Origin of the sequence: Gilliamella sp. Fer1-1, assembly GCF_001690825.1 — a bacterium.
In the GTDB taxonomy this organism is placed as follows: domain Bacteria; phylum Pseudomonadota; class Gammaproteobacteria; order Enterobacterales; family Orbaceae; genus Gilliamella; species Gilliamella apicola_C.
Genome location: NZ_LZGX01000033.1, coordinates 1 through 21,241, shown reverse-complemented (window position 1 = coordinate 21,241; position 21,241 = coordinate 1). Strand labels below are relative to the sequence as shown.

Sequence of the window (21,241 nt, the reverse complement as noted above, 5' to 3'; positions counted from 1 at the left end):
TTAAAATAGGTATCATTTTTGTATTTAGTTTGTTTTTAGGCAAAAAAAATCCACTCGAAAAATCGAGTGGAGGGCAAAAAATGAAAAACGTAATCTGTTAATATAGACAACTAAAAAAGTAAAAAGTTCAAATTAATTTCATATATTTTTTAATATTTAACAAAATAACAAATAACTGTTTGTTATTTAATAATAATTATTTTTAGAAATAAAATAATTATTCACAATATTCCCCATTTATTTTATTAAGCTGTTACATAATTGATTGGTTGATATTCTTACTTTTAACGTTCATAAAATTTATTCTTATACTAAAACATCTATTTCCCTGAAGATTTTTTATAAAAGAATGCTACAAATGCTTAATATAATTATAGAAATAACGATATACAGCAACGCAAAATTAACCTAAAAGCAAGCTAACTTGTATTCGTACTTGAATTCGCCTATAATGCCTAGATATTATATTTATACTAACCACATTTGGGGCTGATTCTGGATTCGACGGGATTTGCGAAACCCAAGGTGCATGCCGAGGTGCGGTAGGCCTCGTAAATAAACCGCAAAAAAATAGTCGCAAACGACGAAAACTACGCACTAGCAGCTTAATAACCTGCATAGAGCCTTCTCTCCCTAGCCTCCGCTCGTAGGACGGGGATCAAGAGGAGTCAAACCTAAACGAGATCGTGTGGAAGCCTTGCTTGGGGCGGAAGCATTAAACTTAATCAAGCTAGTCAATCAGTAGCGTGTTTGTTCGCAGCGGGTTGATGAAATTTAAAAACAAACTACGCATGTAGTACCAAGGATGTAGAAATTTCGGACGCGGGTTCAACTCCCGCCAGCTCCACCAATTCAATAAACAGTAACATTCTTTAAAGCGCTTAAAGCCTGCCAAACCTAGTAACAACAGGTCTTAAAATCAATTTTATTATCCTGCAAGTATCAGTAATGTACATTCACAACCCAAATTTTTGGGTATACGGATGCAATATATCTCGTATACCTAAAATAATTATGGTAAGAAAAACACATCCATTAACAGACACTCAAATAAAAGCTGTCAAGCCAAGAGATAAAAATTACTCTTTATTTGATGTTGGTAGTATACATATCTTGGTTAAATTGAATAATTCTAAAATCAGGCGTTTATAATTATACACATGTGTATACCAGAAAAGGCGCATTAATTAGCTGTGGAAGTTATCCTTAGGCTTCATTACAGTAAGTGAGGTTCAAAGATAAACCTCAGTCGTGGTAGGTCGCTTAAACCTAACAATATTGAATTTTCAGCAAGAAAACGAATAAGCATACAATATGATTTATACCTCCGCATTTGCTGATAAATACCTGCATTACTTATCCTTATGGTTATATGCTGTATATTATCTACTCAATATCTATGTTAAATCAATATAAGTAAAAATTTAGTATAGTGTTCAAATAATAGGCGGTGGATTATGCTTTATTTAATGCATGTTTAAGCGCGCCAAGCTTAGTCCATGATATCATGGACTAAGGCTGTGATGAGACAGTAAGAAGGGTAAATCGGCATGATAAAAATCAGTCAGAAAAGTAATTGATTTTATTTAAGTTTTTTATGGTGGTGGGTGATGATATTCATTCTTTGACTAAAAATCTATCTCAAGTTTTGGCGAGGAGCATGCTACAGGAAGACTAAGTTAAATAACAGTTGATTATAGAGATTTACGTTGAAAATAATTAAATCAATATGATGTTTTTTGCATTGGCAATCAATAGAAGGAGTGGAGATTGTTCATAATTCTGTGTCAGTTTAATTCACAAAGAGAGCACCTTATCAAGACGATTAGAGAAAAATATCATCAACTGTGACAATGCTAAATTCAAATTTTGGGTTAGTATTGCCCCTATTTTCTTGCATTTGCCACCTCAAATACCACTGCTTGAGCAAGCTATTTTCATTTGTTTTGCAAATCGGCCAAAATAGATAACCAAAGATGCACCCTTTCGTTTTCAGACAAATATAAATCTAATGCTTCCTTTTTCGCTGCTAAATTCAGTGCGAGTAGGGTATAAACCGCCTTGCTGCGATAATTCCCATTTTATTTTATATTACAAGGTATTAAAAGTAAGCAAATACACAAAATCATTTATAGGGCTAAATCTAGGATTGGACTATCCTTTAATTACCATTTTTTCTGTTTGTGTTCTTCATTATAATTAAACCAAATGACTAAGCCTTTTGACACGATAACATCAAGAGTTCCTTCAACAATATCGTATTGGGTTTCACCGATAATCATATGACTGGTTGAACTTTTTTTGACATATTGATATGTCCATTGTATTTCATTTGAATTAATCTCTTTTCGAATTGTTGGCACACCAAATAGTTTAATCATTTGTGATTCAGTTGTTGAACCTTCGACTATTTTGCTGACTTTTTCTTTATTTAATGTGGTTCCTTGTTCTAAAAAATTCTTTTTTGAGCAACTTGATAAAATTATGATCGATAAAAATGCAATAAGAAACTTTTTTAAATTTTTCATGTATCGTTGTTTAATGTTAATACCTTGATGTTTGCCAATAATAGCACATGTTGGGCAACGTTCAAGGTGAGCTTGTATTTTTATTATTAACAAATAATATCTAAATTAGAATAGGCTGTTAATAATAAAAATATGGAAACAACTATTTTGTTTCTTTATGTTTCCATATTTTCCTAATGGTGTTTTTATGTTCATTTTTTATTATGGTTTAGTTGAAAGTTTATTCCTTACTCTGCCGCAACACTCGCTTTATTGGCTGCTTAGTTTTTCGATCAATATAACGGCTAGGCCAAATTTGGTGAGGTTCTAAATTTAATTCTTTAGCAATAATAACCTCTCCTTTTGTCCATGGACGAACTAATGCATTGCTAAGCGTTGATGAGCTTAAACCGGATTGGCGTGATAGATTTGCAAGTGTTGTACCTTTCTTTTTTAAGGCGGCAATAATGTCTGCAGGATGCCAATCATTAGACTTTATTTTCATTTTTTATTTCCTCTTAGTTTATAACCTTGTATATCTATGTTATGCTCTTATGTTACTAAAACGTGTAAGTTTATAATTGGACTTTAGCTAATAATAATTTTTTATTTCTTATTTATTGTATCAAAGTTTCTTTAATTTCTATAACTTTTTCTTATTTTGTTAAAGTGGGATAGTAAAAATGAAAGAGTGGTTCTCATCAAAAGAGCTATCAAATATTGCAGGGATGCCATCAACGATACAAGGGGTTAATCGAAAAGCGAGAGCTGAAAATTGGACAGCCCGAAAAAGAGTTGGTGTTCGCGGTAAGGCTGTAGAATATCATATAGGTAGTTTACCGCTTAATGTTAAAAAAGCGTTATATATTGAGGAAGAAAGTGCTAGTTATGTCGTTTCGCCGATCGAGCCTTTACAACTATGGATGACTGCGTTTGAACAGTTATCCGTTGATGAGCAATCTATTGTTGCTTCATGGTTGATGCGAAATGGCATTAAAGAATTTATTACTTTTATTAACAAACAGAAAAAAGATAATTAGTGTTATTGTGTAAGCTGCGATATACTTTAACCTATGTAGAGTTCAATTTAATAGCTATGGAATAACCAATGGAAAGTCAGTTTCAATTAACAAATAGTAAAGAAATTATTGTTTATTTATCTCAACAATTTCCTAATTGTTTTACCCTTGAAGGTGAAGCAAAACCATTAAAGATTGGAATTTTTCAAGATATACTTTCTCGCTTAAACGAGAATGAAGCGTTGAGTAAAACTAAACTACGTGCTGCACTAAGAGCATATACAATGAGTTGGCGTTACTTATATAGTATAAAAGAAGGCGCTAATCGTGTTGATTTAGATGGAAACCCAAATGAGGTGATTAGCCAAGAACAGATGGAACATGCTCAAAAACAGTTGAAAGAGAGTAAGGAAAAGGCTAAAGAGCGTTTTAAAGAACAAGCAAAAGAAAAACGTAAAACTACTCGTGCTCCCTCTAAAAAGGCTAAAATTCTAAAAAATGGTGATTTTATTAGAGTTTTAATAGGTAAAAAACCTATAAAAGCGCAAATAATTAATATTGAAAAAGAGCAGATTAAAGTAAAGATTGGGGCAGGTATGGAATTAACGGTTAAACCTGAACATATTATCAATAAGTAGAGAATTTGAATGAATAAATTACTGAAAGGTATTATTGCGCTTAGCCTTATTTTGAGTGTTGCTGGCCAAAATGTTCAGGCAAAACCACAAAATAAAGAGCAAATCCCAGTTTTGAAGCAAGATGAGATCCACCAAGTTGTTGCTAAACGTGTAACTAATTTTTTTACTCAATCACATTATCGTAATTTTGCTTTAGATGGTGCTTTTTCTGCTCAGATTTTTGACCGTTATTTTAAATTATTAGATGGCAATAAGTTTATATTTATACAAAGCGATGTTGATAGCTTTCGAAATAGGCAAGAATCTTTAGGGCAAGAATTAATTGATGGCAATTTAAAAACAGCTTATGACATTTATAATCTTTTTTTACAAAAACGTTATAGCCGTTATCAATATGCACTTGAAGTTTTACAACGCCCAATGGATTTTTCTACCAATGATGATGTTGATTTTAATCGTGAAGACATTGCTTGGCCAACTTCTGAAGCTGAACTTAATACTTATTGGAATAAGCGTGTTAAATATGACGAATTAAGTTTATCCTTATCAGGAAAAAATGAGAAAGAGATCCGCGAAGTTTTGACTAAACGTTATAATCGTGTTTTAAAGACGATAGTTCAATCAAATAATGAAGATGCTTTTCAGATATTTATGAATGCATTTGCAAGAGAAATCGATCCCCATACTAGCTACTTGGCACCGCGTAAAAAACGAGATTTTGACTCTGAAATGAGTTTATCATTTGAAGGTATTGGCGCCACGTTAAGCCAGCAAGATGACTATACAGTAATTATGTCTTTTGTAACAGGTGGACCTGCAGAAAAAAGTAAGCTACTTTCTGTAGGCGATAAAATTATTGGTGTAGGTCAAAGCCGTTCTGCAATAGAAGATGTTATTGGTTGGCGTTTAGATGATATCGTTGATAAAATTCGTGGTCCAAAGGGCACTGTAGTCAAATTAGAAATTTTACCTGCCGGCAATAATAGTAAGGCAAAAATCATTGAGCTTACTCGTGATAAAATTCATTTTGAAGATCGTGAAGCTAAATTAAAGATCATTAATAATGCACGAGGTAAAGTGGGTGTTATTGAAATACCTAGTTTCTATATGGGGCTAACCGAAAAAGTTGATTCACTCTTATTGAAAGCAAATAAAGAAAATTTGCAAGGCCTAGTCATTGATTTACGTGATAATGGCGGAGGTTCATTAACCGAAGTTATTAATTTGACTGGTTTATTTATTGATAGGGGACCAGTTGTTCAGGTTCGTGATAATTTACAAAAAGTCATCACTTACGATGACAAGAATAAAGGCATTGAGTATAGTGGGCCGCTTGTTGTCATGATTAATCGCTATAGCGCATCTGCTTCAGAGATATTTTCTGCAGCTATGCAAGATTATGGACGTGCATTAATTGTTGGCGAAACAACTTATGGTAAAGGAACTGTACAAACATCTCGTAACATTTCTTACCCAGTTGATGCGAGATTACACCCGAATTGGCCTGAATTGGGAGGGGCTCAATACACTATTCAGAAGTTTTATCGTATTAATGGTGGAAGCACTCAATTAAAAGGTGTTGAGCCAGATATTGAAATGAATAAAATGAAGTATGTTGATAAGACAGGTGAACGATTCTTAGATAATGCATTACCTTGGGATAAAATACCGTCAGCTAATTATTTGACTCTTGCCAATATCAAGTTATTGTTACCTGAGCTTGAATCATTGCATTTGGCTAGAATTTCAAAAAATCCTGAATTTATTTATATTGATGAAGATATTAAAAGGTTCAATGATCAAAAAGATCGCCAATATATTGTTTCGCTTAATAAAAATAAACGAGAAGCAGAACAAAAAACAAATGATGAACGCGATTTGAAAAGAATGAATGAGCGTTTAAAGAAGGCGGGTTTACCATCAATTAATAAATTAGATGATTTACCCAAAGATTATAAGCAACCTGATGCTTACTTAGATGAATCTATCGAGATACTGCTTGATTTTGCGCCTAAATATCCGAAAATTGAAAGTAATAAATCTATTAACGAAATTATTTCGTTTGATTCACCGATCGAACAGGCTAATTAATAATAAATAAGTGGAGGTAATAAGAATGTGCTTAAATTTAAAATATGCATTGATCACAACAGTTGGCATACTAGCTGTACTAGCGACATTTGGTATTATTGTTTGTATGAATTAAAAAAGCTTGATTAATTATCTTGTGATTATTATAGTATGCAGCCTGCTTTAAAAAAGCTGGCTCTAATAGTTAGGTGAGGTGTCCGAGTGGTTGAAGGAGCACGCCTGGAAAGTGTGTATACGGCAACGTATCAAGGGTTCGAATCCCTTCCTCACCGCCATATTTCGTTATTGAAGGATAGAACACTTAGTTCAACAGTATTGTTAGAAGTAATAGTTAAGTTTGCTTTAACAAATTCTCTTTATTGAGGGTCACTAGCTACAATAACAAGTAATACCTTCCTCTCCTAGATTATTTGGAGCTACTATGGAAAACTTACGCACAGTTCAGGATTTTATACGCTGGACGGCATCACAACTTAGCCTATCAGATGTCTTTTTAGGACACGGTACGGATAATCCTATTGATGAGTCTAAACAATTAATTTTGGCAACGCTAGGCTTATCGTTATTTGTCCCTGCAGAATTTTATTCCGCAAATCTGACCGATGAAGAAAAAAATCAACTGTTGGAGATTATTCATAAACGCATTAAAGATCGTGTGCCAACGCCTTATTTAACCAATCAAGCTTGGTTTTGTGGACATGCTTTTTATGTCGATGAGCGGGTATTAATTCCTCGTTCTCCTATTGGTGAATTAATTGATAACCATTTTAAACAGATAATATCTGCTGAACCTAAAAATATCTTAGATTTATGCACGGGCAGTGGTTGTATAGGCATTGCTTGTGCTTATGAGTTTACTGATGCTCAAGTGGATATAACTGATATTTCATTAGAAGCATTAGATATAGCACAAACCAATATTGAAATGCACGAAATGGATTTTCGAGTTACTCCTATTGTGTCGGATTTATTTATTGATCTTCCTATAAAACAATATGATCTTATTGTCACTAACCCCCCTTATGTCGATAGTGAAGATATGAGTGATTTGCCTGACGAATTTTTATATGAACCTAAATTAGCATTAGAGGCAGGAGTTGATGGCTTAGATCTTGTAAAAAGAATTTTACGAGACGCGATAGATTATTTAACACCAGAGGGTGTATTAGTTTGTGAAGTTGGTAATAGTTGGGTTAGCCTACAGCAACAATACCCCAATGTACCTTTTAATTGGATAGAAACTAAGCATGGTGGATTGGGCGTATTTTCAATTACACGTGAAGCGCTGGTTCAATACCGTTACTGTTTTAAATAAGCTGTTTTTAATAATTGGAATAAATTTATTATGGCAGGAAACTCAATTGGAAAATTATTTAAAGTGACCACATTTGGAGAATCGCATGGCATCGCATTAGGATGCGTTGTTGACGGTGTTCCTCCTGGACTTGCTTTAACTGAATCGGATATGCAATATGATCTTGACCGTCGTCGACCTGGCTCATCTCGTTATACCACTCAACGCCGTGAAGCAGATCAAGTCAAGATTTTATCAGGCGTGTTTGAAGGTGTTACAACCGGTACAAGTATTGGTTTGCTTATTGAAAATACTGATCAACGCTCCCAAGATTATAGCAAAATAAAAGATGTATTTAGACCAAGTCATGCTGACTATACCTATCAAAATAAATATGGTATACGCGATTATCGTGGTGGAGGTCGCTCTTCTGCCCGTGAAACAGCTATGCGGGTTGCTGCAGGTGCTATTGCTAAAAAGTATCTACAAGAGAAGCTTGGCGTAACTATTCGTGGTTATTTAGCTCAAATGGGTGATGTAAAATGTGAATTAAAAGACTGGAAACAAGTTGAACAAAATCCATTTTTTTGTGCTGATGAAAGTAAACTAGAAGAACTTGATCAGTTACTTAGAGCGCTAAAAAAAGAAGGCGACTCAATTGGAGCTAAAGTTTGCATTGTTGCCGAAAACGTTCCTGTTGGACTTGGCGAGCCTGTGTTTGATAAATTAGATGCTGAGCTTGCTCATGCTTTAATGAGTATTAATGCAGTAAAAGGCGTTGAAATTGGCGATGGATATGCTGTTGTCAATAAACGAGGTAGCCAAAATCGAGACGAGATCACCAAGCAAGGTTTTTTGTCTAACCATGCTGGCGGTATTTTAGGGGGGATTAGTTCAGGGCAAACGATATTAGCAAGTATAGCCTTAAAGCCGACGCCAAGTATTGAAATTGCTGGTCAATCAATCAATATTTATGGTGAACAAGTTGAAGTTTCAACCCATGGTCGACATGATCCATGTGTGGGAATACGTGCAGTACCCATAGCTGAAGCAATGGTCGCTATTGTGCTAATGGATCATTATCTTCGTTACCGTGCTCAATGTAACGATGTAAATCAGCTATGAGCTATGAATTACTTATCTTACTGTTTGTCATTGCTACTTTAGCGGGATTTATTGATTCAATTGCGGGTGGTGGTGGTTTACTAACCGTACCAGCTTTACTAGCAGTTGGCTTACCGCCCGCAAGTGCATTGGCTACAAATAAATTACAAAGTTGTGGCGGATCATTTTCGGCTAGCTTATATTTTATTCGTCAGCGCATGGTGGATCTAACACAACAAAAATGGGCAATTGCTTTTGCTTTTATTGGCTCTGCAATCGGTTCATTATCAGTGATGCATGTCCAAGTTGACTTTTTGAAACTATTATTGCCTATTTTAACTATTGGCGTTGGGCTTTATTTTTTACTATCTCCAACCATTGGTGAAAACGATCGAAAAAGCCAACTTACACTTATCCAATTTGCTCTCGTTCCTGCTTTGGGTATTGGGTTTTATGATGGTTTTTTTGGACCTGGTGCTGGTTCGTTTTATGCTTTAGCCTATATTACATTGGCAGGCTTTAATTTAACCAAAGCAACTGCGCATACCAAAGTGCTAAACTTTACCTCAAATTTAGCTGGCTTGCTATTTTTTATTGTTGGCGGCGAAGTGGTATGGTCGCTTGGGCTTGTAATGTTAGTCGGCCAATGTATAGGTGCTAGAATTGGCGCTAAGATGGCGCTTACCAAAGGTCGCAAATTAATCAGACCCATGCTAATCGCCGTTTCAACGCTTATGAGTATCAAATTGATTTATGAAAACTTTTTTTAATTTAGCGCCAGTTAAATAATTAGTTCTTTGCTCTATTTTGATATTAATTGTGCGTTAGCGGCTTTGGCTAATATAATTAAAGTGATTTTATCGTTCGGTCAGTTTCATCTCTTTTCATTTTTCTCGACTAATCGCAAGTAAGCTATTGTTAAAAAATTTTAGAAAATTATATGTTTCAGTATAAAAGTGGAAACAATTATTCACTTCACTTAAATATTATTTAGTATATATTTGTATTAATTAAGCTAGTTTGTGATAACACTGTTAACTAACATTATGAAACTTCAACAATTACGCTATATTTTAGAAATCGCTCGTTCGGGTTCAATTAATGAAGCGGCTAAGAATCTGTATATTACCCAGCCAAGTTTATCAACGGCAGTAAAAGATTTAGAAACTGAATTTGGTATTGAAATTTTTGTGCGTAGCTCTAAAGGTGTTTCTTTATCGCCAGATGGCGTTGAGTTTTTAGGATATGCTAAGCAAGTATTAGATCAAGCCGAGTTATTAGAACAACACTATTCCAAAAAAGAGCCTTCTAAGCAGTTGTGTAGCATATCTACTCAGCATTATGCGTTTGCGGTTAATGCTTTTGTTAATTTAATTAAAAAAAACCACACTGATGAGTACGAGTTTACTTTAAGAGAAACAAAAACCCATGATATTATCACCGATGTTGCCAATTTGCGCAGTGAAGTTGGCATTTTATACCTAACGGATTTCAATCAAAAGGTCATTTTACGTTTACTGAAAGAGCATCGATTAACATTTTATCCACTTTTCGAAGCGCATCCTCATGTATTTATCAGTACTCACCATCCATTAGCTGAAATGAAATCATTAACGTTAGATGATTTAGAAGATTACCCTTACCTCTCTTTTGAGCAAGGCGAGTATAACTCATTTTATTTTTCTGAAGAGATTTTAAGTACGGTTTATCATAAAAAAAGTATTCATGTAAGTGATAGAGCCACGTTGTTTAATCTATTGCATGGTCTTAATGGTTATACTATTAGCACTGGGGTGTTAAGTACCGATTTAAATGGATCTGATATTTTATCAATACCGTTAGATGTAGAAGAAAAAATCCTAATTGGCTGGATCACCTCACAAAAAGCACAATTAAGTATATCAGCGCAAAATTATATTGAAGCGCTTAAAAAACTCATTCAAGAAGAATATGGTTTTAAGTTGAAATAAGGTTGTTAAATTAAGAATAAATCGAATTGCTATTTTAATAAATTCTAGTATAATTGCGCGTAATTCATATAGCTACTAATATCGCTATATGAATATCGAGGAATGTCTGAATTAGAGATCGGTCGTTCCGTATTTTATTTTGATTTTAAGAGGTTTGTTATGTCTCTAACTGTAGAAGCTAAAGCGAAAATCGTTGCCGAATATGGGCGAGGAACTAACGACACTGGTTCAACTGAAGTTCAAGTTGCTCTTTTGACTGCACGTATCAATGATTTACAAGGTCATTTTTCTGAGCACAAGAAAGATCATCATAGTCGTCGTGGTTTATTACGTATGGTGTCTAGTCGCCGTAAATTATTAGATTATTTACGCCGTAAAGATATTGAACGTTATAGTCAATTGATTAAGAAACTAGGTTTACGTCGCTAATTCATAATCTACTTGAAAAGAGGCTTAGGCCTCTTTTTCGTTGTGAAAAAACAGCGCTCTGATATAATGTAGAGCACGAAAATAAAAATTAATATTTTATGTAATTCAACAAAGCGAAGATTGTATCTCATGTTTCGCGCGACTAATGAGAGCTCTATAACTTATAGATTTGTCATTAGTCGTGACAGTGAAATAATCTTTTTGTTGAAAATATCCCCCACATTGTTGAAGAGAATATCAATAAGAGTAATGTAATGTTACTCCCAGTCGAAATATCAAACTTCAACATAATAAAAGAACAAGAGGACATTATTTTGTTTAACCCGACATCTCAAAAATTTCAATATGGCCGTCATACAGTAACTTTAGAAACTGGTATTATGGCTCGTCAAGCAACGGCAGCTGTTATGGTCAATATGGATGATACAGCTGTGTTTGTTACAGTTGTTGCCAATAAAAAAGTAAAAGATGGTCAAGACTTTTTCCCGTTGACGGTTAATTATCAAGAACGTACTTATGCAGCGGGACGCATTCCAGGTGGATTTTTCAAACGTGAAGGCCGACCAAGTGAAGGCGAGACTTTAATTGCACGTTTAATCGACCGTCCACTTCGTCCATTATTTCCTGAAGGATTTGTTAATGAAATCCAAATTATTGCAACAGTTGTGTCAGTCAATCCTGATGTAAGCCCTGACTTAGTTGCTATGATTGGTGCTTCTGCCGCACTTTGTTTGTCTGGTGTACCATTCCATGGTCCTATTGGTGCGGCTCGTGTTGGTTTTATTAATGATGAATTTGTATTAAATCCATCAGTAAAAGAACTAGCAACAAGTCGTTTAGATTTAGTTGTGGCAGGAACCAAAAGTGCAGTATTGATGGTTGAATCTGAAGCAGATCTACTAACTGAAGATCAAATGTTAGCCGCAGTGGTATTTGGTCATGAACAACAACAAATTGTTATTGATAATATCAATGAATTTGTAGAAAAAGCCAATTGTGAAAAATGGGATTGGGTAGCTCCAGCTAAAAACGAAGCATTATATAATGCGATTGTTGAGCTAGCTAAAGAGCGTTTAGGTGAAGCTTATCGTATTACCGAAAAACAAGCGCGTTATGCACAAATTGATTTAATCAAAGAAGAAGTATTAGCTACGTTAAAAGAACAAAATGAAGAGCTTGATGAAAACGAAGCGATTAATATTATTGTCGATTTAGAAAGCCAAATTGTTCGCCAACGTGTTATTGCCGGTGAGCCACGTATTGATGGTCGTGAAAAAGATATGATTCGTGCACTTGATATTCGTACTAATGTTTTACCAAGAACACATGGTAGTGCATTGTTTACGCGTGGCGAAACGCAAGCATTAGTTACGGCGACTTTAGGAACTGAACGCGATGCACAAATCATAGATGAGTTAACAGGCGAATATACTGAGCGCTTCTTACTTCATTATAACTTTCCTCCATATTCTGTTGGTGAAACAGGTATGGTCGGCTCTCCAAAACGTCGAGAAATCGGTCATGGTCGTTTAGCTAAACGTGGTGTTGCTGCGGTAATGCCAAGTAAGGAAGAATTCCCATACACTGTGCGTGTGGTTTCTGAAATCACTGAGTCAAATGGTTCGTCTTCAATGGCTTCGGTTTGTGGCGCTTCGCTTGCGCTTATGGATGCCGGTGTGCCAATTAAGTCTTCTGTTGCTGGTATTGCAATGGGGCTAGTGAAAGAAGGCGATCAGTTTGTTGTGTTATCTGATATTTTAGGTGATGAAGATCATCTTGGTGATATGGATTTTAAAGTAGCCGGTACCCGTGACGGTGTAAGTGCGCTTCAAATGGATATCAAGATTGAAGGTATCACTAAAGAAATTATGCAAGTTGCATTAAATCAAGCTAAAGGTGCTCGTTTGCATATTTTAGGTGTGATGGAGCAAGCAATTAATCAACCTCGTCAAGAGATTTCTGAATTTGCTCCTCGTATTTATACGATGAATGTTAATCCAGATAAGATCCGCGATATTATTGGTAAAGGTGGTGCAACAATTCGTGCCTTAACCGAAGAGACAGGTACAACCATTGAAATTGCAGATGATGGTACCGTTAAGATTGCAGCCTCTGATGGAAATAAAGCTAAAGATGCTATGGCTCGCATTACTAACTTGGTTGCTGATGTTGAAATAGGTAAAATTTATACAGGAAAAGTAACTAGAATTGTTGACTTTGGTGCTTTTGTATCTGTTATCGGTGGAAAGGAAGGGCTAGTCCACGTTTCCCAAATAGCTGATCATCGAGTCGAAAAAGTGGCTGATTATCTAAAAGTAGGCCAAGAAGTCAATGTCAAAGTGCTTGAAATTGATCGCCAAGGTAGAATCCGTCTGAGTATGAAAGATGCTGTTGAGCCAGCGGTAGACGTAGCTCCGACTGCAGAATAAACATATTATTCACTAGGGGGATAAAAGTGAGATTATTCAACCTGAGGACTGTATACTGCTTTTTACTGGCTGTTATTCTTTTGTCGGGTTGTACTAACTCTCAGCTCTTGCTGGCTGTTCCTGAGCAAGTTTCTTATGATGATGAGTTAAAAATTGCTCAGATCAGCCAACAGCTATCTCAAAAAAATATTGACACTGCAACGCGTATGCAGCTCATTTTTCAGCGTGGAATTGTTTACGATTCATTAGGGTTTAAAGCTTTTGCACAAAGTGATTTTTCTTATTTGTTAAATTTTAACCCTGGAACTCCTGATGTTTATAATTTTTTGGGAACTTATGCTCTGCGAGAAGGTAATTTTGATGAGGCTTTAACGTCCTTTAATACTACATTAGAGCTTGATCCTACTTATGCTTATGCCTATTTAAATCGGGCAATTACCTTGTATCGCACTGGGCATTACCAAGCAGCAGAACGTGATGCATTGCAGTTTTATCAATACGATGTGAATGAACCTATCAGGATTTTATGGCTTTATTTGATCGAAAAAGAAACAGACAATAAGTCTGCGCAAAATGAGCTACAAAAACGTTATGAGCTGATTAATGATAAAGCGAGTTACAGTGGTAATATTATTGCATTTTATTTAGGAAAAATAAGTGAGTCTAAATTAATGCAAAACCTTCAAGAAGGCGTTGAGAGTAATCGGCAGTTAGCCGAACGCCTTTGTGAAGCCTACTTTTACTTAGGTAAGTATTACCAAAGTAAAGGTGACGACGAGCGTGCCAAAATGTTATTTAAATATGCTTTAGCAAATAATATTTATAATTATGTTGAACATCAACAGGCACTCTATGAAATGAAGTTACTTGAAGAAAAGTAACAAGGGTCATGCCAGTTTTAAAAGTGAAAATGTCGTTATAGCGTATTCTGATTTGCCAGTAATATATTCTTAACATTGAATAGTGCTGTTAGCTTTATTTTCGATTATATAAACGTTAATTAGTTTTAAATCTATTTTGTTTTAAATCTATTTTGTTTTATATCGAATCGTTGTTAAGTCAATATCGGCAGTTAGTTATTGGGGTTAGTTGTAAATTTTCAATTTAGTGAGCTGGCATAAATTTATATTTGCTTTGTTTATTTGCTTGGCAAAATAAGATAGTTAACTATTGATGTTTATTCATAAATATTAATATCTTTGCCAACGAAATAAACAAGTTTATATATTCAAAATTTATAAGCGAGTTTACATGACAAAAGAAGTTTCTTTTATTGACCTTGGTTTATCCGAGGATATCCTTAACGCCTTAAATGATCTTGGTTTTAGCAAACCATCACCTATCCAATCTGAGTGTATTCCTCTATTATTAGATGGTAATGATGTATTGGGTATGGCACAAACAGGTAGCGGTAAAACAGCTGCGTTTTCAATTCCTTTTTTAATGAATATTGATGCAAATTTAAAAGCACCACAACTTTTAGTTTTAGCACCAACACGAGAATTAGCGATACAAGTTGCTGATGCTTGCTCTGAATATTCAAAATATATGAAAGGAGTAAAAGTTCTTGCTTTATATGGTGGGCAACGCTACGACGTCCAGTTACGTGCCTTAAAACAAGGTCCACAAATTGTGGTTGGCACACCAGGACGTTTACTTGATCATTTAAATCGCAAAACATTGGATCTTTCCAATCTAAAAGGTTTAGTACTTGATGAAGCAGATGAAATGCTAAGAATGGGATTTATTGATGATGTAGAAAGCATCATGGCAACGATCCCAGAAGATCATCAAACAGCATTATTTTCGGCAACAATGCCAGCACCAATTCGTCGTATTACTAAACGATTTATGCATAATCCAAAGGAAGTTCAAATTAAAGGGACTAATCAAACAGCACCTGATATTGATCAAAGTTATTGGCTTGTTCGTGGTATGCGTAAAAACGAAGCGATTGTTCGCTTCTTAGAAGCAGAAGATTTTGATGCCGCTATCATATTTGTTCGAACAAAATCAGCCACTTTAGATGTAGCTGATGTACTTGAAAAAAATGGTTATAGTTGCGCTGCTTTAAATGGCGATATGACACAACAATTACGAGAACAGACCTTAGATCGCTTACGTAACGGTCGGCTTGATATTTTAATTGCAACTGATGTTGCTGCTCGTGGGCTAGATGTTGAGCGTATTAGTTTAGTTATCAATTATGATATCACATTAGATTCTGAATCTTATGTTCACCGTATTGGACGAACAGGTCGAGCAGGTCGAGCAGGTCGAGCTATTTTATTTGTTGATAGCCGTGAGCGTCGTTTACTTAAGAATATCGAACAAACTATTAAAAAACCGATTCCAGAAGTTGGATTACCATCTAAAGAGCTACTCGAAAAACGTCGTTTAGTTAAATTTACTGAACAAGTCCGAAAACAACTTGAAAGTAGCGATTTAGACCAATACCAAAATCTATTAGCACAAATACAATCTGATAGCGGAGCTGATTTAGAAACAATTGCAACTGCTTTATTAAAATTAGCGCAAGGTGAACGCCCACTAATTTTACCACCAGATCCAGTATTTAAACCTGCGCGAGAAATGCGAGATCGTGATAGCCGAGGAGGCGAGCGTCGGTTGCGTGGTGATAACCGTGAATCACCCAAACGTCGAGAGCGCCGAGATGTTGGCGATATGGATATGTACCGCATTGAAGTGGGTAAAGAAAACGGTATTGAAGTTCGTCATATTGTTGGAGCAATTGCCAATGAGGGTGATATTAGTAGTCGGTACATTGGTAATATTAAACTTTATGATACTTATTCAACTGTTGAATTACCAAAAGGCATGCCGAAAGACATGTTGAAACATTTTGAAAAAGTAAGAGTTCTTAATCAACCAATGAAAATGAGTCTATGTACTGGCACAACGGCTGAAGCAAAGCGAGGCCGTAAAAGTGGCAAATCTGATATATCTGATAAAGGATTTGCAAAAAAACGTGGTCGCCCTTCAGCACCTAAATTTTAATGATGTTAACCTCTGCCATCTGGCAGAGGTAAATTTATCTCCTCTCATTTTGAACAACTACTAGCAAAGTCGTTCGCCCTATATGCCATGCAATATTGAGGCCATGCAAGATTGAGTTAGAAAATTAATGATATAACTTCAAAAGTTAATCAATACGAGGTAAGTATGGTTAGCGGTCTAGTTATTGCAAATAAGTAATATAGACATAATGAATTAGTCATAAATTTTTTCTGAGAAAGAAACTAAAATAAAACAATGTTAGTGTTTTGCCCTAAGTTAGGATTGAGAGTATACTGTTGCTAATATTAAACGGTAAACAGAGGTATAGCATGGCAAATTCCTTAAATAAATGTAAAGCTAATGAAACAGCAGCATGTTGTTGTGTGGATGTTGGTACAATAATTGACAACGAAGATTGTACTGCTGGGTATGAGCACGTTTTTGCAACAGAATCAGAAGCTCAAGCTAAATTGGCTTCATTAACACAAGCTGCAAAAAATGTTGAAACAGAACCATGCAAAATTGATAGCAATATTGAAAAAGTTAACGATGGATTTAAATTATCAGTAAAATTTACCTTTTGCTGTGGTGCAGAATCTATGATTTTTCAATTAAAATTACGTTAATTAACTATAGATGAAAATTAACTATAAATGAAAGTTTGCATTATGAGACACGGTGAAGCAGGGTTTTCTGCTTCATCGGATTTTAGCAGAGCCTTAACCAATTATGGCATAAAACAGTCGAATCAAGCTGGAATGTGGCTTAAAGAGCAAGGTTATCAATTTGAGCTTGGTTTAGTCAGCCCTTATTTACGTGCTCAACAGACATTTACTGCATTATCATCACACGTTAATGTTGTAAAGATTGAAACTGATCAGTTTTTAGTGCCCGGTGGTAACTCATCACATGCCGCTGGCATATTAACGATGTTGCTAGCTGAAGGCACTGAAAATGTAATAGTGGTATCACATCTACCTCTAGTGGGATATTTAGTTAATGAATTGTGCCCGCAAATCAATCCTCCTATGTTTCCTACAGCGGCAATTGCTTGTATTAATTTGTCGTTAGACTCTGCAGGAAAACTTGAATGGTTTTATCAAGCGGAGTAAAAAGACTTAATCTTTTTGATTTGCCATTAACTGGCCGAACTTTAATTGAAGCATCGGCTGGAACAGGCAAAACTTATTCACTCACCTTTATTTACTTAAGGTTATTACTTGGCATTGGCCAAAATAGCTACCCAAGACCTTTAGAGGTTAACGAAATTCTGGTAGTTACTTTTACCAAAGCGGCGACCCAAGAACTACGTTCTCGAATAAGGAAAAATATACAAGAACTACGAATTGGATTATTGGAAGGACAACATCAAGATCCTATTTATCAACAACTCATTGAATTAGTTGACGATCGAAAATTAGCGGTGCAACGACTTACCGTTGCTCAACAATCAATGGATGATGCGGCAATTTATACTATCCATAGTTTTTGCCAGCGTATACTCACCAGTCATGCGTTTGAATCTGGCGTGTTATTTGAGCAAAAGTTAGTTTCAGATGAATCACAACTAAAATTGCGAGTAACACAAGACTTTTGGCGCCACTACTTTACGCCACTGGATAAATCGCTTGCCTATTTAGTCCTTGCAACATGGCAAGATCCAACGGAATTATTGAAAGATATTACCCCATATTTAGGCTTAGATCTAAACGACAATAAACCGATAAATCCAGATATCACAGCTAAAATTAAAGCGTTTCATCAAATAAATTATGAGAAAATTGAAAATGTTAAGCAGTCTTGGCTAGCGTCGGTTGATGAGTTAGTCGATATCATTTCTCAATCAGGTGTCAGCAAACAATCATATAGCCGCCGAAATTTACCTAATTGGGTGACTAAAGTCTCAGCATGGGCAAATAATGCAACTCAATCTTTCCAATTACCTAATGAGCTCGAAAAGTTTAAGCAATCGGTTTTAATTGAAAAAACGAAAGAAGGAAAGAATGCGCCATACCATTTTGTTTTTGATCAGATTGACGACTTATTCAAACAATCGTTTGATTTACGTAGCCAAATTTTAATAGATATCGTCAGTGTGATTCAAAAAGATCTTTACAACGAGAAACTTAAAAATGGCGAAATGAGCTTTGATGATCTTATTGGGCAACTTAATCGCGCATTACATGCAAAAACAGGCGCACGATTAGCGAAAAGTATAGCTTCAAAATACTGTGTTGCCTTGATTGATGAATTCCAAGATACCGATCCCGCGCAATATCAAATTTTTAACCATATCTATGGTAACAAACAAACCGATCGAGGCTTACTGTTTATTGGCGATCCTAAGCAAGCCATTTACAGTTTTCGGGGCGCTGATATATTCACTTATTTAAAAGCTAAACAATCGGCAGGAGAAAATTATTTTACCATGGATGTAAACCATCGTTCGTCGGCAGCGATGGTTAACGCTGTTAACCAATTGTTTGCTAATTGCGATAATCCATTCATATTTGAAGATATTCCTTTTTTACCTATGGATGTAGCAAAACAGAATCAACAAAAGTCTTTGCAAATTAATAACCAAGAAATAGGTGCGTTAACAGCATATTTATTGCCTGACAAAATTACAACCAAAACAGATTATCAAAATCACATGGCAAATTGTTGTGCTGACCAAATTGTGACTTTGTTATCTAATTCATCAATATTAATTGATAATGAAAAACAACAGCGCCCCGTAACAACGGCTGATATTGCCATCTTAGTACGCACTGGGCGTGAAGCAGAAATTATTCAACAAAAATTGGCTAATTGTGGTGTTAAAAGTGTTTACCTATCAAACCATAGTAGTGTTTTTTCGTCAAATGAGGCAAAAGATGTATTGAACCTACTACAGGCCGTTTTAATGCCTGAAAACGAAGCAACACTAAGGTTAGCGTTGATGACGTCATTGCTAGGGCAAACCATGACTGAGCTAGAGCAAATCACTGACAATCAAGACAAATGGGAAAGTTTAGTTGAAGAGTTCAAACAATACCAAGCAATTTGGCAATATTATGGTGTGTTAGTTATGTTACGCCGAATGATGAAAAAACGTCATTTAGCTGAAAACATATTAGCTCACAAAGATGGCGAGCGAACATTAACCAACTTAATGCATTTGGGGGAATTACTACAAGATGCATCAAATGAATTAGATAGCCCACATGCGTTAATTCGTTGGTTTACAAAGCAAATAGTTAGCCCTGATCTTAACTTAGAAAATCATCAGCAACGCCTCGAAAGTGATGAAAACCTTGTTAAGATTATTACTATTCATAAATCCAAGGGATTGGAGTTCCCGATTGTTTGGTTACCATTTATTTCATTGTGTCGAATATCAGATAGCCAATTTTATCATGATAAAAATGATGACTATCAGCTAAATTATGTATGGCGGTTAACTGACGAGATTAAACAACAAATAGAAAACGAACGACTTGCTGAAGATTTACGATTATTATATGTTGCAATGACGCGCTCTGTTTACCATTGTTACATTGGTCTTGCCTCATTGAAAGCCAATCAATCTGCTATTAATTATTTATTAAATAGTGAATTAAGATCAATTGAACGTATGGCTAATTTAGTCGATGTACAATTACCCGTAGAGTGTAAGCAGTATATTCCCCAAATTTTGCCAAACCAAGTTTTGTCAGCAAACGTATTTTCGCGCAATATCTCAAGTGATTGGCGGGTCACAAGTTACACGGAATTACAAAAACATAATGATCAAATATTGGCTTACCATCCTGATATTATTAATGACTGGGACGAACCACAACTTGACACAAACAGTTCCCTGCCAGCCGATTTTCAATATGATATTCATCATTTTCCTAAAGGGGCATATGTCGGTACATTAATGCATAGCATTATGGAAGAGGTCACGCCAGATAACCTTGATGCATTATGCAATAACATGTTGACAAAGCTAAATTTAGAACCAGCATGGCATAGCGTAATAACTAAATGGATGCAGCAAGTATTGGGTACACAACTGCATAAGCCAAATTTAATCTTATCAAAAGTATTATTGGATCAACATATTAATGAATTGCAATTTTATCTCCCTATACGCAAAACGGTAACTAGCCAGCAATTAGATAGCTTATGTAAACGATATGATAATTTGTCAAAATTATGCCCAAAGTTAGACTTTGACGCTGTACAAGGCATGTTAAAAGGATTTATTGATTTAGTCTTTAAATTTGAAGGAAAATATTATGTGGTTGATTACAAATCAAATTGGCTAGGTAAGTGCGTTGAATCTTATCATCAAGCCGCTTTAGAAAAAGTGATGTGTGAGCATCGCTATGATTTGCAATATCAACTTTATTGTTTAGCATTGCATCGTTTTTTAAAAAATCGCTTAACAAATTACCAATACCAAACGCATTTTGGCGGTGTTTATTACCTGTTTTTGCGTGGCATGCCTGAACATGGCGTCTTTTACCATCGGCCTGAACAAGCCTTTATTGAAGAGCTTGATAAATTATTTGAAGGTGGAATATCAAATGAGCTATAAGCCGTAAAAAACGCTCAGTGTTGAAAATAGATTAAATAACTAAAAATAAGGCACAAATAATTAGTGCCTTATTTTTTATACCATTAGTTGTTTAATTAACATGAACGACCTTTTAAATTAAAAAAGACACAATTTTTGTAAAAAATATTCAGGAATCTATACCGTTTCAATATGA

General features: G+C 35.3%; 17 protein-coding genes, 1 tRNA gene, 1 other RNA gene and 1 pseudogene. 17 read left to right on the top strand and 3 right to left on the bottom strand.

Features of this window, described 5'->3' with window-relative positions; genetic code table 11:
• The first annotated feature begins 485 nt into the window (after positions 1-485).
• Positions 486-850: a transfer-messenger RNA gene (gene ssrA / locus A9G28_RS04405) on the top strand.
• Positions 851-1,940: 1,090 nt separating this feature from the next.
• On the opposite strand, the pseudogene A9G28_RS13840 reads toward ssrA, so the two are convergent.
• The 3 genes and pseudogenes from A9G28_RS13840 to A9G28_RS04395 all read right to left on the bottom strand — a co-directional run.
• Positions 1,941-2,081: pseudogene (locus A9G28_RS13840) on the bottom strand (IS256 family transposase); the annotation flags it as partial.
• 84 nt (positions 2,082-2,165) lie between these two features.
• The gene (bamE, locus tag A9G28_RS04400; protein ID WP_065579888.1) at positions 2,166-2,621 is read right to left on the bottom strand and encodes an outer membrane protein assembly factor BamE domain-containing protein; all 456 of its coding nucleotides are present in this window, start codon (positions 2,619-2,621) and stop codon (positions 2,166-2,168) included.
• A 127-nt stretch (positions 2,622-2,748) separates the two neighbouring features.
• Positions 2,749-3,012, bottom strand: a complete 264-nt coding sequence (locus A9G28_RS04395; RefSeq protein ID WP_065567231.1) for a helix-turn-helix domain-containing protein — start codon at positions 3,010-3,012, stop codon at positions 2,749-2,751.
• 178 nt (positions 3,013-3,190) lie between these two features.
• Here A9G28_RS04395 and A9G28_RS04390 point away from each other — a divergent pair, with 178 nt between their 5' ends.
• The 16 genes from A9G28_RS04390 to recB all read left to right on the top strand — a co-directional run bounded on the left by A9G28_RS04390 (position 3,191) and on the right by recB (position 21,066).
• Positions 3,191-3,547 carry a DNA-binding protein gene (locus A9G28_RS04390; protein WP_065567230.1) on the top strand — a complete coding sequence of 119 codons (357 nt, stop codon included), beginning with the start codon at positions 3,191-3,193 and terminating at the stop codon, positions 3,545-3,547.
• 68 nt (positions 3,548-3,615) lie between these two features.
• Positions 3,616-4,164 carry an RNA chaperone ProQ gene (proQ, locus tag A9G28_RS04385; RefSeq protein ID WP_065579887.1) on the top strand — a complete coding sequence of 183 codons (549 nt, stop codon included), beginning with the start codon at positions 3,616-3,618 and terminating at the stop codon, positions 4,162-4,164.
• A 9-nt stretch (positions 4,165-4,173) separates the two neighbouring features.
• On the top strand, positions 4,174-6,255 hold the full coding sequence (gene prc, locus A9G28_RS04380; RefSeq protein WP_065579886.1) for a carboxy terminal-processing peptidase: 2,082 nt from the start codon (positions 4,174-4,176) through the stop codon (positions 6,253-6,255).
• Between the two features lie 25 nt (positions 6,256-6,280).
• Positions 6,281-6,370, top strand: a complete 90-nt coding sequence (cydH, locus tag A9G28_RS14025) for a cytochrome bd-I oxidase subunit CydH (protein ID WP_141672040.1) — start codon at positions 6,281-6,283, stop codon at positions 6,368-6,370.
• 72 nt (positions 6,371-6,442) lie between these two features.
• Positions 6,443-6,530, top strand: a tRNA-Ser gene (locus tag A9G28_RS04375).
• Between the two features lie 146 nt (positions 6,531-6,676).
• Complete coding sequence (gene prmB / locus A9G28_RS04370) at positions 6,677-7,570, top strand: 50S ribosomal protein L3 N(5)-glutamine methyltransferase (protein ID WP_065567227.1); 894 nt, start codon at positions 6,677-6,679, stop codon at positions 7,568-7,570.
• 30 nt (positions 7,571-7,600) lie between these two features.
• On the top strand, positions 7,601-8,674 hold the full coding sequence (gene aroC / locus A9G28_RS04365) for a chorismate synthase (RefSeq protein ID WP_065579885.1): 1,074 nt from the start codon (positions 7,601-7,603) through the stop codon (positions 8,672-8,674).
• The gene (locus tag A9G28_RS04360; protein ID WP_065579884.1) at positions 8,671-9,423 is read left to right on the top strand and encodes a TSUP family transporter; all 753 of its coding nucleotides are present in this window, start codon (positions 8,671-8,673) and stop codon (positions 9,421-9,423) included. The genes aroC and A9G28_RS04360 overlap by 4 nt, the downstream gene beginning before the upstream one ends.
• A 276-nt stretch (positions 9,424-9,699) precedes the next feature.
• On the top strand, positions 9,700-10,623 hold the full coding sequence (locus tag A9G28_RS04355; RefSeq protein ID WP_065567224.1) for a LysR family transcriptional regulator: 924 nt from the start codon (positions 9,700-9,702) through the stop codon (positions 10,621-10,623).
• A gap of 159 nt (positions 10,624-10,782) precedes the next feature.
• On the top strand, positions 10,783-11,052 hold the full coding sequence (gene rpsO, locus A9G28_RS04350; RefSeq protein ID WP_065567223.1) for a 30S ribosomal protein S15: 270 nt from the start codon (positions 10,783-10,785) through the stop codon (positions 11,050-11,052).
• Positions 11,053-11,366: 314 nt separating this feature from the next.
• Complete coding sequence (gene pnp / locus A9G28_RS04345) at positions 11,367-13,481, top strand: polyribonucleotide nucleotidyltransferase (RefSeq protein ID WP_065579889.1); 2,115 nt, start codon at positions 11,367-11,369, stop codon at positions 13,479-13,481.
• Between the two features lie 26 nt (positions 13,482-13,507).
• Entirely contained in the window at positions 13,508-14,362 is an 855-nt protein-coding gene (gene nlpI, locus A9G28_RS04340; protein WP_065579883.1) for a lipoprotein NlpI, read from the top strand.
• 370 nt (positions 14,363-14,732) lie between these two features.
• Positions 14,733-16,499 (top strand): DEAD/DEAH family ATP-dependent RNA helicase, encoded by a 1,767-nt coding sequence (locus A9G28_RS04335; protein ID WP_081297840.1) that lies wholly within the window; start codon positions 14,733-14,735, stop codon positions 16,497-16,499.
• A 329-nt stretch (positions 16,500-16,828) separates the two neighbouring features.
• Entirely contained in the window at positions 16,829-17,125 is a 297-nt protein-coding gene (locus A9G28_RS04330) for a YfcZ/YiiS family protein (RefSeq protein WP_065567220.1), read from the top strand.
• A 42-nt stretch (positions 17,126-17,167) separates the two neighbouring features.
• Positions 17,168-17,611, top strand: coding sequence for a phosphohistidine phosphatase SixA (gene sixA / locus A9G28_RS04325; RefSeq protein ID WP_218057319.1), 444 nt, complete (start codon positions 17,168-17,170; stop codon positions 17,609-17,611).
• Positions 17,590-21,066 carry an exodeoxyribonuclease V subunit beta gene (gene recB, locus A9G28_RS04320; protein WP_065579881.1) on the top strand — a complete coding sequence of 1,159 codons (3,477 nt, stop codon included), beginning with the start codon at positions 17,590-17,592 and terminating at the stop codon, positions 21,064-21,066. Before sixA ends, recB begins: the two co-directional genes overlap by 22 nt.
• Positions 21,067-21,241: the final 175 nt, after the last annotated feature.

Bases quoted from the DNA above. Each gene is read 5' to 3' on its own strand.
- A9G28_RS04395 (WP_065567231.1), bottom strand. From the start codon at position 3,012: ATGAAAATAAAGTCTAATGATTGGCATCCTGCAGACATTATTGCCGCC.
- A9G28_RS04390 (WP_065567230.1), top strand. From the start codon at position 3,191: ATGAAAGAGTGGTTCTCATCAAAAGAGCTATCAAATATTGCAGGGATG.
- proQ (WP_065579887.1), top strand. From the start codon at position 3,616: ATGGAAAGTCAGTTTCAATTAACAAATAGTAAAGAAATTATTGTTTAT.
- prc (WP_065579886.1), top strand. From the start codon at position 4,174: ATGAATAAATTACTGAAAGGTATTATTGCGCTTAGCCTTATTTTGAGT.
- cydH (WP_141672040.1), top strand. From the start codon at position 6,281: ATGTGCTTAAATTTAAAATATGCATTGATCACAACAGTTGGCATACTA.
- prmB (WP_065567227.1), top strand. From the start codon at position 6,677: ATGGAAAACTTACGCACAGTTCAGGATTTTATACGCTGGACGGCATCA.
- aroC (WP_065579885.1), top strand. From the start codon at position 7,601: ATGGCAGGAAACTCAATTGGAAAATTATTTAAAGTGACCACATTTGGA.
- A9G28_RS04360 (WP_065579884.1), top strand. From the start codon at position 8,671: ATGAGCTATGAATTACTTATCTTACTGTTTGTCATTGCTACTTTAGCG.
- A9G28_RS04355 (WP_065567224.1), top strand. From the start codon at position 9,700: ATGAAACTTCAACAATTACGCTATATTTTAGAAATCGCTCGTTCGGGT.
- rpsO (WP_065567223.1), top strand. From the start codon at position 10,783: ATGTCTCTAACTGTAGAAGCTAAAGCGAAAATCGTTGCCGAATATGGG.
- A9G28_RS04335 (WP_081297840.1), top strand. From the start codon at position 14,733: ATGACAAAAGAAGTTTCTTTTATTGACCTTGGTTTATCCGAGGATATC.
- A9G28_RS04330 (WP_065567220.1), top strand. From the start codon at position 16,829: ATGGCAAATTCCTTAAATAAATGTAAAGCTAATGAAACAGCAGCATGT.
- sixA (WP_218057319.1), top strand. From the start codon at position 17,168: ATGAGACACGGTGAAGCAGGGTTTTCTGCTTCATCGGATTTTAGCAGA.
- recB (WP_065579881.1), top strand. From the start codon at position 17,590: ATGGTTTTATCAAGCGGAGTAAAAAGACTTAATCTTTTTGATTTGCCA.